Source organism: Eubacterium sp. AF36-5BH (genome assembly GCF_003460505.1).
Classification (GTDB): Bacteria; Bacillota; Clostridia; order Lachnospirales; family Lachnospiraceae; genus Eubacterium_G.
Window position 1 is genome coordinate 65092 of record NZ_QTVG01000011.1, and the last position, 14152, is coordinate 79243.

General features: G+C 33.2%; 12 protein-coding genes. 9 read left to right on the forward strand and 3 right to left on the reverse strand.

The window, feature by feature from the left end; all coding sequences use genetic code 11:
* Positions 1-202: 202 nt before the first annotated feature.
* Positions 203-1681, forward strand: a complete 1479-nt coding sequence (locus tag DW006_RS10960) for a glycosyltransferase family 2 protein (protein ID WP_118000557.1) — start codon at positions 203-205, stop codon at positions 1679-1681.
* A gap of 75 nt (positions 1682-1756) precedes the next feature.
* On the opposite strand, the gene DW006_RS10965 is transcribed toward DW006_RS10960, so the two are convergent.
* Positions 1757-3640 carry an alkaline phosphatase family protein gene (locus tag DW006_RS10965; protein WP_118000559.1) on the reverse strand — a complete coding sequence of 628 codons (1884 nt, stop codon included), beginning with the start codon at positions 3638-3640 and terminating at the stop codon, positions 1757-1759.
* A 268-nt stretch (positions 3641-3908) separates the two neighbouring features.
* On the opposite strand from DW006_RS10965, the gene DW006_RS10970 reads away from it, so the two are divergent.
* The 6 genes from DW006_RS10970 to rpsI all read left to right on the forward strand — a co-directional run bounded on the left by DW006_RS10970 (position 3909) and on the right by rpsI (position 8716).
* Positions 3909-4748, forward strand: coding sequence for an energy-coupling factor transporter ATPase (locus DW006_RS10970; RefSeq protein WP_118000561.1), 840 nt, complete (start codon positions 3909-3911; stop codon positions 4746-4748).
* 8 nt (positions 4749-4756) lie between these two features.
* Positions 4757-5605, forward strand: coding sequence for an energy-coupling factor transporter ATPase (locus DW006_RS10975; RefSeq protein ID WP_199521910.1), 849 nt, complete (start codon positions 4757-4759; stop codon positions 5603-5605).
* A gap of 257 nt (positions 5606-5862) precedes the next feature.
* On the forward strand, positions 5863-6657 hold the full coding sequence (locus tag DW006_RS10980; protein ID WP_118000565.1) for an energy-coupling factor transporter transmembrane component T: 795 nt from the start codon (positions 5863-5865) through the stop codon (positions 6655-6657).
* Between the two features lie 214 nt (positions 6658-6871).
* Positions 6872-7612 carry a tRNA pseudouridine(38-40) synthase TruA gene (gene truA / locus DW006_RS10985; RefSeq protein ID WP_118000567.1) on the forward strand — a complete coding sequence of 247 codons (741 nt, stop codon included), beginning with the start codon at positions 6872-6874 and terminating at the stop codon, positions 7610-7612.
* Positions 7613-7872: 260 nt separating this feature from the next.
* Complete coding sequence (gene rplM / locus DW006_RS10990) at positions 7873-8301, forward strand: 50S ribosomal protein L13 (RefSeq protein WP_022164637.1); 429 nt, start codon at positions 7873-7875, stop codon at positions 8299-8301.
* A gap of 22 nt (positions 8302-8323) precedes the next feature.
* Complete coding sequence (gene rpsI, locus DW006_RS10995) at positions 8324-8716, forward strand: 30S ribosomal protein S9 (RefSeq protein WP_022164638.1); 393 nt, start codon at positions 8324-8326, stop codon at positions 8714-8716.
* A 708-nt stretch (positions 8717-9424) separates the two neighbouring features.
* Here rpsI and DW006_RS11000 read toward each other — a convergent pair.
* Both DW006_RS11000 and DW006_RS11005 read right to left on the reverse strand, forming a co-directional pair.
* On the reverse strand, positions 9425-10057 hold the full coding sequence (locus tag DW006_RS11000) for a carbohydrate binding domain-containing protein (protein WP_118000569.1): 633 nt from the start codon (positions 10055-10057) through the stop codon (positions 9425-9427).
* Positions 10058-10417: 360 nt separating this feature from the next.
* Entirely contained in the window at positions 10418-11725 is a 1308-nt protein-coding gene (locus DW006_RS11005; RefSeq protein ID WP_118000571.1) for an IS30 family transposase, read from the reverse strand.
* A gap of 216 nt (positions 11726-11941) precedes the next feature.
* Here DW006_RS11005 and DW006_RS11010 point away from each other — a divergent pair, with 216 nt between their 5' ends.
* Both DW006_RS11010 and DW006_RS11015 read left to right on the forward strand, forming a co-directional pair.
* On the forward strand, positions 11942-12259 hold the full coding sequence (locus DW006_RS11010; RefSeq protein WP_118000573.1) for an HIRAN domain-containing protein: 318 nt from the start codon (positions 11942-11944) through the stop codon (positions 12257-12259).
* 204 nt (positions 12260-12463) lie between these two features.
* Entirely contained in the window at positions 12464-14059 is a 1596-nt protein-coding gene (locus DW006_RS11015; protein ID WP_118000575.1) for a type I restriction-modification system subunit M, read from the forward strand.
* Positions 14060-14152 lie beyond the last annotated feature (93 nt).

Sequence of the window (14152 nt, forward strand, 5' to 3'; positions counted from 1 at the left end):
ACACACCAAAATTAAAAATACATTTACTTAGTTATAAAAGGTAGAAGGAGATTTATTTTTTTATTATAAAATTAGGAAAATAAAATAATACATTTCAATATATATAAATAAAAAGCAAATAAGGAGAGAATAATTTTCCTCTAGTATTTTGTTAGACTTGTTAGTATAATATAATAAGTTTGCACTTAAGAAAGGAAAATACATGGAAATAAATACAATAATAGTAATAAACAAAATAGCAAATTTTATGTGTAGCATTTACTCACCAACATTGGCTATATGTGGGATAATAACTATTTTTATGAGTATTTTAGTTATACATGAGAAACCTTATATGATAATAAGTTTGTTGGTAACAAGAAAGTTCCAGCCGGCTAAGAAAAATCACAAGTATGCAGTTGTAATACCGGCTAGAAATGAAGAGCCTGTAATTAAGAACCTGATTAACAGTATTAAGAAGCAGGATTATCCCAGCGAGCTGGTTACAATATTTGTTATAGCCGATAATTGTACAGACAATACTGCAAAGGTAGCAAGAGAAAATGGTGCAATTTGCTATGAACATTTTAATCCTGATGAGAGAACAAAAGGTTTTGCGTTAAAATATGGATTTGAGCAGATTGAAAAGGATTATGGCATACAATCTTTTGAAGGATATTTTATTTTTGACTCAGATAACCTTCTGAAAAAAGATTATATTTCCAGAATGAATGATTCTTTCGATGCAGGAGAAAAAATCATTACTTCGTATAGAAGTACAAAAAACTGGACAGAAAGCTGGATAGCTTCAACTTATGCAATTCATTGGTTACGTTCAATCAGATGGAGACATAGGGCACGTTCATTTTTACATTTGGCAACAAATATTCAGGGAACAGGATTTTTGTTTTCAAATGAAATAGTTAAAGATGGTTGGAAATATACATCTTTAACTGAAGATAGATCTTTAACTGCAGATTGTGTAGTTGAGGGCTATGAAATATCATATAATAACGACGCCATTTTCTATGATGAACAGCCAATAAGCTTGAAAGTGGCACTTCGTCAGCGTTTAAGATGGTCCAAGGGGCATCTACAGGCGTTTGCAGAAAGTGGCTGGGGATTGTTTAAAAACATCTTTGTTGATAAGCATACAGAGCATAAAGAAGATGATGCCTGGTATGACTATTTATGGAGAACAATAAGACATAGATTTATGTCCTTTGATACATTTGCACAGTTAGTGCCAAAAAACATTGTATACATAGCAAAATGGATATTGACCAAACTTATTCTTTATCCATTTATTGTATGGAAAATAGGAGCAACTTTCTGGGTTTTCAATGGAGACAGTTATATAGCAACTTTGTGTAAACACATTTTTGGAAATATAAGCATTACATTGGCTCCAGGTTGGAAATCCTATGGACTAAGCCTGTTACTTGTTATATGGGCAAGAATTTTCTATAGAATATGCAAATATTTCATTAATATTTGGATTGCAGTGTACATTTTTATAATAGAATACAAGAGGATACCAAAATTCAGTATATGGCGTAAAATTCTTTATTGTTTCACATGGCCTACATTTGATATTATCCAACGATATACTCAGTATGTAGCCTTGTTTAAGAAAGTTGAATGGAAGCCGATACCTCATAACAGTAAAGTTACAATTGAGGATATTGAAGAAGGTGCATAAAAAAATAGTTGCGACAGGCACGTACTTGATACGTAAATGTCGCAACTGTTTTTTATTATATATTCTTATAGGAAATTATTTTCCAAGTGTTTTGAAGTAATCATATTTCAGTGTTAAGTCATTTTTTCTAAATAATTTGTTTACCTTGTCGCTTGTTTCTTCAAGTTTCTTTTTGGAAATTTTCTTTCCGTTAACAACTTCGCCGTTTTCGACATACACATTACCGTCGTACCAGGAATAATCGCTGAAATAAGCAAGCCCTTTGTATTTAGGTGACAATGCATTAGTTCCCAAATAATAATTGCTATTATAGTCAATTCCAAACAAATTAAGGACAGTAGGCAGGATGTTCATCTGCATTGTAACTTTATTAAATGACTGGGATTTAATGTCGCTGCTCCAAATAAAGAATGGAGTGTTGTTAATTAAGTTGCCCTGTGTATCTTTATATTTGTCCAAAACAGTTTTGTCATTAATTGTGTAAAGGTAATGGTCTGCGTAGGCAACTATAACTGTGTTATCGTACAAACCGTTATCCTTAAGTGCCTGAATAAGAAGACCAACCATATAATCAGTTTCGCCAACCATAAGTTTAGCCGATTCTTCCTCGCTTAAATCAGGAACATTCCCCTTGCCGTACTTGTTTTCGGCAACAAGCTTACCAACTTCCTTACTTGTTGTAAAAGGAGTATGTGGTGTATATGAAATAATATAATCCACAAATTTACCTTTCTGTTTAAACATCTGATTGTAGAAAGTTTTATTTAAAATAAGCTGTCGGTCAAGTTCATAATCCAAGTCGCTGTAGTGACCAATATCTTTTAAACCAAAATAGTTGTCATAGCCCCAACTCTTGTAATTAATACCTCTCGAGTAAAAACCTGAAGTGTTCATATGAAAAGCATTTACAGAATAGCCTTCATTTTTAAACAGCTTAGCCATTGTGTGGTTGTTTGTGTTCGTATTTAGCGTATAAACATTTTCAGTATAAGAAGCAGGAGTTGTGAACCCGGTATTAACTGCAAATTCTGAGTTAAAAGTTGAACCACCACCGGTATATATTGAATAATGCTTTTTAAAATCAATAGAATTCTTCTTTAAATTATATAAGTTAGGCGTTGTTTTTTTAGTTAAAAGCCATGTGTCCATACCCTCTAACTGTAGGAAAATAACATTTTTTCCTTTGAACATACCTGTATATTTATCACTTGTTTTTGTATCTTTTGCCTTGTAAATGCTGTCCAAAAACGCTTTGTCCTTAGAATTAATTTTTTCTTTAGGCTTAACGAAAGTAATATAAAAGTTCCTAAAAGAATATTCGTACAAACCTGAAACTCTCATACTTTTATTGCTGTCACTGTAGCTGTTGTAAACATTTCTAGGATTTTTAAAACTGCTCCATTTTAAATGGCTGTTAGCAAAACCTAAACCTAAAGGTGCAGCTAAATGCAAAACAATAAAAATAACAAAAATAACAAGCAGTCTTTTAGGTCTGAAATCTCTCTTTGGAGAAAACTTTCTGAAAACAATTATTGCTATTATAAGAATAATAACTGCCGCAACGTAAATTATAGGATTGGCGTGAATAATTGTATCAACAATATAAGAGCTACCCTCGCTTGCCATAAGCATTAAGTTAAAGCTAAAATAAAAACCTGTTAATGAGTAGTAAACAGTGTTAGTTAAAAACAATACGTATGCCAAAATAAAAAGCACCCAGTAAGCAATGCTACAACCTTTTCCTTTAAGACAGGTTATGATTCCAATAAATAGGAAAATCCAAACCAAAGTAAAAATATTAGGTGCAGGATAAAAGGTTGGGAAATACCCTATGGCATAACCAAACGCCCTTGTAAAAATGTCCATTAAAAGAAATGGAATAATTAAATATAAGGTATATCTGTGAACAGATATGTATCTTCTTATTTTTAAAAATAAATCTTTGATTTTAGCGTTCATAATAATCCTCCCAAATGTGAAATAGAACAAATATTAAGATAGCACAAATAAGAAAAAAAGTGAAATGTTTTTAAGGTATTGAAGTTGTAAAATATAAAATTTTTTTTAACCATTGTGGAGAAGAAAGAGAAATAGTGTTAAAAAGAAAAAAGTAGTGTAAATAAATTAGTTTTAAATTATCCAAGTTGCAAAATATGTATAAATAGAATAAAATAGGTTCGGACCATCAAAAAGCATTACTTATATATGAAAGGAACAGATGACTTTTATGGAAATGTTAAAGATAAAAAACTTAACACATGACTTCGTTGACGAAGAAGAGGGAACCACATTGAGAGCTGTTGATAATGTGTCTTTAGATGTGGAAAAAGGACAGTTTATTGCAGTATTAGGCCATAACGGTTCAGGAAAATCATCTTTGGCAAAACATATTAATGCACTACTTGCTCCAACTGAGGGAACAGTATTTTTAGATGGTATGGACACAAAGGATCAAAAACTTCTTTGGGACATAAGACAGAACGCGGGAATGGTGTTTCAGAATCCTGACAATCAGATTGTTGCAACAATGGTTGAAGAGGATGTGGCATTTGGCCCTGAAAACCTGAAAGTCCCAACAGCCGAAATTTGGAAAAGAGTAGAGAAGGCGTTGGGGGCTGTAGGCATGACAAAGTACAGACACAAGTCCCCTCTTAAACTTTCAGGAGGTCAGAAGCAGAGAGTGGCAATTGCCGGAATAATTGCCATGGAACCACAGTGTATAGTCTTAGATGAACCCACAGCCATGCTCGACCCTGTAGGCAGAAAAGAAGTTATTGAAACACTTCATACATTAAATAAGGAAAAGAATATAACAATTATTTTAATTACCCACCACATGAACGAAGTAATTGGAGCAGATAAAGTTTTTGTAATGGATGACGGAAAGTTAATTATGGAAGGAACTCCAAGAGAGATTTTCAGTAAAGTAGATAAAATCAAAAAAATCGGTTTGGAAGTGCCGCAGGTTACAGAGTTAGGTCATTTGTTACGAACAAGCGGTTTAAATATAAATGAAGGTATATTAAGCATAGACGAACTTGTTAATGAAATAAAAAAAGCAAAGTGAGAAATAGAATGTCTTTAAAATTAGAAAATGTAAGTTATATTTATGAAAAAGGAACAACTTCAGAAACAGCAGCAATAAAGAATATCAATTTAGAAATTGAAAAAGGTGAATTTATTGCGATAATCGGGCACACCGGTTCTGGCAAATCAACATTAATACAGCATTTTAATGGCTTGGAAAAAGCAACTGAAGGTAATGTTTACTTTGACGGGAAAAATATATATGACAAAGATTTTGATTTAAGACAGCTAAGATGCAAAGTAGGGCTGGTATTTCAGTACCCTGAGCATCAGTTATTTGAAGAATCAGTAATTAAAGATGTATGCTTCGGACCAAACAACCAGGGCTTGTCAACAGAAGAGGCAATCAATAAGGCAAAAGAAGCTTTGAGTCTTGTAGGTGTCAAGGAAGAACTTTTTGATAAATCGCCATTTGAACTGTCAGGCGGGCAGAAAAGAAGAGTGGCTATTGCCGGTGTTTTGGCAATGGAGCCTGATATTTTGATTTTGGATGAGCCAACAGCAGGTCTTGATCCGGCAGGACGAGATAAGATTCTTAACTGCATCGAAAATCTTCATAAGAAAAAAGGCATGGCAGTTGTTCTCGTTTCTCATAGCATGGAAGACGTGGCAAATTACGCTGAAAGAATCATTGTAATGAATAACGGAAGCGTAATGTTTGATGACACACCGAAAAAAGTATTTAAACATTATAAGGAACTGGAAAAAATCGGTTTGGCAGCTCCACAGATAACTTATATTATGCATCAGCTAAAAGAAAACGGGCTGGATGTGGACGAAAACATAATCAATGTAGAAGATGCTAAAGAAAATATTTTAAAGGCACTTGGAAAATAAAGCAATAAATGACAGAATAATCCACCAGATTGATTAAGTAGTATACTTGAATGTATTAGGCGAATAGCCAGTCAGATAGATTAAGTAGTATATTCGAGTTTATCAGGCGAATAGCCAGTCAGATAAAGATGTTAATAATCTTAAAGCAAATGATAATAAGTTTTAGATTTTTGAAATTATAAGTTAGTAAGTATAAGCATATTACAAATTATAGGTTAGTAAATATAAGGATATTACAATTAATTTAGGAAGAAGAAATGGCAAATATAACAATAGGACAATATTATCCGGAAAATTCAATAATACACAAATTAGACCCTCGAGTAAAATTATTTGGCACAATGGTTTTTATCGTTATGTTATTTTTACTTGATAGTGTTCTGGGCTATATATTATTTACGGTATTTATGGCAGCGATAATCAAGGCATCAAAAGTACCCTTTGGAAAATTATTAAAAGGAGTAAGAGCAATTCTTTTTATTCTACTTTTTAGTGCCGTATTGAACGTGTTTATGACACCGGGAGAAGAATTATTTTCAATATGGGCATTAACAGTAACAAAAGAAGGCTTGATAAAAGCCGGTTTTATAGCAATAAGACTGGTTTATCTGGTAATTTGTACTTCGGTAATGACACTTACAACAACACCAAATGACTTAGCTGACGGCTTGGAAAAATCATTTGGTTTTCTAAAAGTTATAAGATTTCCGGTACATGAAATTGCAATGATTATGTCACTGGCATTAAGATTCATACCAACATTAATGGAAGAAACAGAAAAAATAACAAAGGCACAAAAAGCAAGAGGCGCACAGTTTGACACAGGAAACATACTGCAGAAGGCAAAAAGCCTTATTCCAATTCTTATACCTTTGTTTATTTCGTCAATTAGAAGAGCCATTGACCTGGCAACAGCAATGGAAGCCAGATGTTATCACAGTGGCGATAGAACAAAGATGAAACCACTAAAATACGCTAAGCGTGATTACATGGCGTATGGCAGTTACGTGTTAATTGTAGCAAGTTTATGTGTTGTTACTTATGTGATTTGAGTTTGAAATATATAATGTGGAAATCAAGTACAGAAAATAAATTAGTATATGGAACTATGATGTTAAATAGCAGGTATATTGATATATAGAACTTTTATATTGAATAGCAGGTATATTGATATATAGAACTTTGATGTTGAATAGCAAGTATGCTGATAAATAAGATTTGTATATTCAATGAGAATTGTATAGTTGATAATAGAAAGATAGAAAAATGAAGAGAGTCAGATTAATTATTTCCTACGATGGAACCAACTATTGTGGTTGGCAAATTCAAAAAAACGGAATAACCGTTGAAGAAATTATAAATAGAGAATTATCCTCTCTTTTAAAAGAGGATATTGCGGTAATTGGAGCAAGTAGAACCGATTCAGGAGTTCATGCGGTTGCTAATGTGGCAGTTTTTGATACCGACACAAAAATACCGGCAGAGAAAATTTCTTTTGCACTTAACCAAAGACTACCTGATGACATAAGAATTCAGAAGTCCGAGAAAGTGCCACAGGATTTCCATCCAAGATATTGCAATAGCACTAAAACATACGAATACAAAATTTTAAATAGAAGATTTCCTGATCCGTTAAACAGATTGTACACTCATTTTGTATATCTACCATTGGACGTGGATAAAATGAAAAAAGCAGCAGAATACATTGTAGGAGAACATGATTTTGCAAGCTTTTGTTCAGCAGGAAGTCAGGTAAAAACCACAGTAAGAACAGTTTACACTTTGGATGTGTCAAAAGAAAATGATATTATAAGTATAAAAATAAGTGGAAATGGATTCCTTTACAACATGGTTAGAATAATAGTGGGAACCCTGCTAAAGGTAGGATTGTCAGTCTATCCGCCTGAACATGTAAAAGAAATACTTGATTCAAAAGACAGATACATGGCAGGACCAAAAGCTCCCGCAAGAGGTTTAACATTAATAGGAATTGAGTATGAGGAATAGTGGAATGAAATATTTGGAAATAAGTGAAAGACTAAAATCCACTTCAAGATACTAAAAGTGGAAATAAACTTTTCACTTCAGGCAGAAAAATTGTATAAAAATTGAAAAAATCGTGTTGACACGTAAATTTAGTTATTGTATAATACATCAGTATTGTGACGTGTTATGCACGTTAGTTTTTTGTGTCTTAGCCAAAGCCCCGGTACGGACATGAAATGAATTAAAGAATTTAGATAAGCAAAATTTCAGGAGGTAAACCAATGAAAACATATATGGCTAGTCCAGCAGATATTGAGAGAAAATGGTATGTAGTTGATGCTACAGGATATACATTAGGACGTTTGTCATCAGAAGTTGCTAAGATTTTAAGAGGAAAGAACAAACCACAGTTCACACCTCATATCGACACAGGTGACTATGTAATTATTACAAACGCAGACAAGATTAAGGTAACAGGAAAGAAATTAGAACAGAAGATTTACTATCATCATTCAGAATACGTTGGTGGTATGAAAGAAGTTACTCTTAAAGAAAAACTTGCTAAGAAACCTGAAAGCGTTATTGAACTTGCAGTTAAGGGAATGCTTCCAAAGGGACCTTTAGGAAGAAGCATGATTAAGAAACTTTTTGTTTATGCTGGAGCAGAGCATCCACATGCAGCTCAGAAACCAGAAGAATTAACATTTTAGTTAACTGAAAGGAGAAAATAACATGGCTACAGAAAAGTATTATGGAACAGGTAGAAGAAAAAGCAGTGTTGCTAGAGTATATGTAATGCCTGGAAATGGAAATATAACAATTAATAAAAGAGATATTGATGAATATTTTGGTCTTGAAACATTAAAGGTTATCGTTCGTCAGCCACTTGAAACAATCGGTGCAACAGACAAGTTCGATATCAAAGTTAGTGTTCATGGCGGTGGATACACAGGACAGGCTGGTGCTATCAGACATGGTATCGCTAGAGCATTAGTACAGGCTGATGCTGAAAACAGACCTGCATTAAAGAAGGCTGGATTCTTAACAAGAGATTCAAGAATGAAAGAAAGAAAGAAATACGGTCTCAAAGCAGCTCGTCGTGCTCCACAGTTCAGCAAGAGATAATTTGTGGAAAAAATCAAATATACAAGAATACCCCGAAAACATAGGCTTTTCGGGGTTTTTCTTTATTTAAAAAAATCATTAATAATGGTTGATTCGGACTCGTGAGTGACAAGTGAGTGACATATTAGTGACAAATTTTATTGAATTAAAACTTTGATTTGATATAATGTACTTAACAAGAGAACCGAAAGCTAGGTCAAGGCTAGCCGTCTCGGTCTATTGGAAACTAAAAAATAGTCGTCCTACTTATACCAGAGAACAAGGACGACTATTTTTTATTGTCGTGGTACATTAGAATAGCAATAACTAATCCAACAGTTGAAATAATTAGAGATAACTCTTCGTATGTACTCATATTATCACCGCCTTTCTCTATGTGAGTAGACGGATAGCCATGTCGCCCCCTTGGTTCCCCTGGTAAGTATATTATATTTTAAAAATATAGTTTTGTATTTTAGAATTTAATTGTGTAAATAGTAATAGGAGTTTAACATAAAGGTGAATTTGATTTTATCTAAAAAGTGTTGATATATATTTAACAACGTAGCAAAAATCGTTTCTGGGTGTTTTTCAGGTTGAACCATGATAAAATATATTGGAGCGAGCAGGATATATTAGATTTAATAGAATAAAATAACAAGCGACTAATTCGAAGTTTGACTTCGGATTAGTCGCTTTTGTATAACATAATTTGCAGATACAATTCAATTATTTGCAATATGGACAACCGCATCTGCAGTAGGTTTTGCTTGGCTTTACTTTTGTTGCAGGTTTAAGGGAATACTTTCGAAGAAGTATTTTAGTGGATTTCTCCGCAACATTACTTTTGCCGTCGCTAGGTCTTTTCTTTAGGTAGTCGTAAATATCTTTTTCGTCATCACGATCACCAAATTCACCACCAATGCCAAAGTAAATCTGTGATGCGTTCTTTTTGGCAACAAAAGTTTCGTTTATTTTTGTATATTTACCTTTCTTTAAATGAATCCATTTAACGTATGCTATTTTGTCTTTTTTTGCAATTTTAATAACCACCCATTTGTTAATGTCAGTTGATTTCATTTTAAATTTTATTCTGTATTTCCGTCCTTTTGTTATATTGACATCTTGGAATATTTGTGCACCCCAGACACCACCCCAACCGATAGTTTTTAATTTGGCAGTCCATTTGTTTTTTGCAATACCGACTACTTTTCCATCAGCGGCTTCATACCAGGTATGACCAGGCTTTCCATCAAAACCTATGTAATCATGCCAACTAGCCTTAGCAAAAACGCTTGTATTCATGCTTATGACTAACGCAAGCGATAGAGCAATAACGCCTAATTTTTTCATAAATTTCATAATTGTACACCTCCATTCTTTATTAATGATAAATAGTCATATATTAATTATATAACATATAAGAAATAAATCTATAGAAACTGAGAAAATTTTTCGAAAATATAAAAAAAAATCGAGATTTTTTCTATTTTTCTCTTTAAATGAAAAAGTAACTGCACGAACATATTGACACCAAATTTTTTAAACCTTAAATGGGGTGAAAATTGAGCTTTAAATGGTGTATAATAATAAAAAAGTTATTGTTTTGCTATATTTTCGTGCATAGTTAATAAGCGGCATAGCATTAGTTTTGAAAAAATAACTGCAACCCCGCTTCTTTAAAAGATATGGGAGTCTTTGTTTGATCAATTAAAATGTTAATTAACGCTTAAGTAGCTTTGGACTCAAAGTAACTTCATCGGGTGGAATAGGTGAAAGTTGTAGCAAAGACAATAACTTTTTCACGTCTTTGGAGTCCATTAAATCAAAAGGTGTTTTGTTATCTAAATTTTCACGAAGAACACTGTTTATATGACAAGAGATTAACGTTACGTCAGCAACAGTGAGGGGTGAAAAACTAACACCTTTAGGAAGTATTCTTCGTATTAAACGATGGTTGTTTTCGACCTGTGGTTTTTGCCACGAAGCTTGAGGATCACAAAAGAATACACGAGTTCTGGAAAGTCCTGTTCTTGTGTGTTCAAGTGCTTGAGGATTTTTGAATTCAACGCCGTTATCGGTCAAGATAACAGGAAATAATCTCTTGAATAGAGAGACTCCAAGAATCTCAGTTAAGGAATCAAAAATCTGAATTACACTATCCTGAGTTCCATCGTTCATTAGAAAGATAAGCATAAAACCTGTCCTTCTAAAAATCATAGTAAGAAATACTTTTCCCTTATTACGACCACCCTTTACAGTATCCATTTCTACAACAGGTAGATCTGGGTTTGCTTCCATGAAGGATTTGAAATCTTCATAGGTGCGACCTTGTCTATATTGGTATTCAAGCTTGGTAAGAACCTTTTTAGGTCTACGTTGCCTGTAAACAACCTTTTTAGGAAGGTCAATATTACGAACCTTAAAAACACCCTGGTCAATGTAATTATAGAGAGTTCTCTCTGATATACCTAATTCATCTAAGTGCGTAGCACAAATGTGATTTAGAGATTGACCTTTAGCAATAAGAGGTTCAATTATATCAGCAATTGCTCTTAATTCAGATGGAGTTTTTCTGACACCGGAATGAGCATTGCGAATGCTTTTGTGATGAGCAGCATCAGCTCTGTGAGCTGTATAGTAAGCCTTGTTACGTTTACATTGTTTAAGCATAGAACAATTAGTGCAGACATAAGGAGGTTTATCTAAAAGAGGACATTGAGAAGATTCATAAGAAGCGCAAATATTTGTGCATATACGATCTTCAGGACATCGCTTACAACGATATCCATAACATCCATGTACTCCAACATCATCGCAGATAGAATTCTTTAGGCAAGAGTTTTTGTGAGTACAATCATTCTCGCCAGGGAGAGGAATTCTATCAACAAAGCATCGATATTTAATTACTTCTCTAGAAATGGTAGAAGCTGAACGTTCAAGATTTCTACCAATAGAGGCAAAAGAGTAGTCTTTACTAATCATACGTTCAATAATTATTCGTTCAGATAAGGATAATTGTTTTGGCATAAAAGCCTCCTTTCTGATCAAACAAAGACTACTTAAAATATACACTTTTGCAAAGGTAACTGCTAGTTTGCAAAAGTAGTAGCATGGAAAAACTAGCAGTTTAAATTGCAATTAAATTCGAAAAAATAGCGGAATCGAGTCCTGAAAAAGGGACAGTGAATGTGAGAAAATGGAGTCATAAAAGGAAAAATAGCAGCTATAAAGGAGGAAAAAAAGATGGAAAATAAGATTTATTTTACAATTACAGGAACAGGATTTTTTGAAGGTGACGAATTTTTTGAAAAGGATATGGAAGTGCTTCTTGAGAAAGAACCGGACAACAAATATGACCACGAAGCAATTCTTGTAAAAATGCCGGGAATTGGAAAAGTTGGGCATGTGGCAAATAGTTGTAGTACAGTCATTGGCGAGTCATATAGTGCAGGACGAATTTATGACAAAATTGGCGACACAGCAGTTGGAAAAGTGCTTTACAAAATGCCAAGAGGAATTCTGTGTAAATTAGTAAAACCAGTAGATGAAATTAAATTTTAAAGAAGTTATTGGAATTAGAATTATTGTGTAGCTGAAATGGAAAATGACAGTACAAATAATGAAATAATGTATAAATAAGGAGGCAAATATAACAATGCAAAAGTTGTATAAAATAGCCACTTATAATATAATTAATAAATATTTACAATGTGATAAAAATGAATAAATAATTATTTGATTTACTAAAAATATAGGAGGACTAAAATGGCAGAAGGAAAAGATTTGTTGCAGGTTTTGTGGAGCGGAGCAGATGTATTAAGAGGTAAGATGGATGCAAATGAATACAAAACTTATTTATTAGGATTAGTATTTTATAAGTATTTATCAGATTCATATTTATCAAAAGTATATGATTTATTAAACGATGAAACACCAGATGATTTAGAAGAAGCACAGGAAGTTTATGAGGATGTAATGAATAGTGAAGATGCCGAAGAACTATTGGCAGAATTGAAAGAATCATTACGTTATACATTGGACCCTGATATGACATATGTAAGCATATTGAAAGATGCTAAAAACAATTCTTTCAACAGAGAAAAATTACAGTCAGCATTTAATAGAATTCAGGAATCAGACGAATTATTTAATGGATTATTTGCAGATGTTGATTTGTATTCAAACAGGCTTGGAACCGGAGACCAAAAACAGAGTGCAACAATAGCAGAAGTGATAAAAGTGTTAGATGGTGCAGATTTAATACATACAGAAGGCGATGTGCTAGGAAATGCATATGAATACTTAATAGGACAGTTTGCTTCTGAAACAGGAAAAAAGGCAGGGGAATTCTATACTCCACATGGTCCGGCACAGATACTATGTCGAATTGCAATGACAGGACAGGAAGATAAAAAAGGATTACAGGTATATGACCCTTGTATGGGTTCAGGATCATTAATGCTGAGCTGCAAAAATTATGCAAAAGAACCGGATTATATAAAATACTATGGACAGGAACTTATGCCATCAACTTATAATTTGGCAAGAATGAATATGTTTTTGCATGGAGTTTTGCCGGAAAATCAGCACTTAAGAAATGCTGATACATTAGATGCAGACTGGCCAACTGATGAAGAAACAGAATTTGATGTAGTTACAATGAATCCACCATATTCTGCAAAATGGTCTGCAGCAGAAGGATTTAAACAAGATGAAAGATTTATGGATTATGGTGGAAAGCTTGCACCAAAATCAAAAGCAGATTATGCATTCTTATTACACGGATTTTATCATTTAAAACAGACAGGAACAATGGCGATTGTTTTACCACATGGAGTTTTATTTAGAGGAGCAGCAGAAGGAACAATAAGAGAAACACTTTTGAAAAATGGTTCTATATATGCGGTAATTGGCTTGCCATCAAATATGTTTTATAATACTTCAATTCCAACATGTATTGTAGTATTGAAAAAGCATCGTGATGGACGAGATGTGTTGTTTATAGATGCATCAAATTTGTATGAAAAAGAGAAAAAGCAGAATGTTATGAAAGAAGAACATATTGATCGTGTTCTTGAATTATATAATAACAGAGAAAGTGTAGAGAAAGAAGCATACCTTGCATCTTATGAAGACATTGTGAAAAATGATTATAACTTGAATATACCACGATATGTAGATACTTCAGAAGAAGAACCAGAGATTGATTTAAAAGCACTTACGCTGAGAATAAGAGATACAGATAAAGAAATAAAAGAGGGTAATAATATGCTGTTAAGTATGTTAAAAGACCTAAATTTTGATAGCGATGAAACTAGAGAATCAGTAGAAGAATTCATAAAAGTCTTAGAGGAGGTGTAAAATATGGCAGATATACCAAAAATAAGATTTAAAGGATTTACTGAACCTTGGGAACAGCGTAAGTTGTCGGATGTAACAGAAAGTATAAAGAAT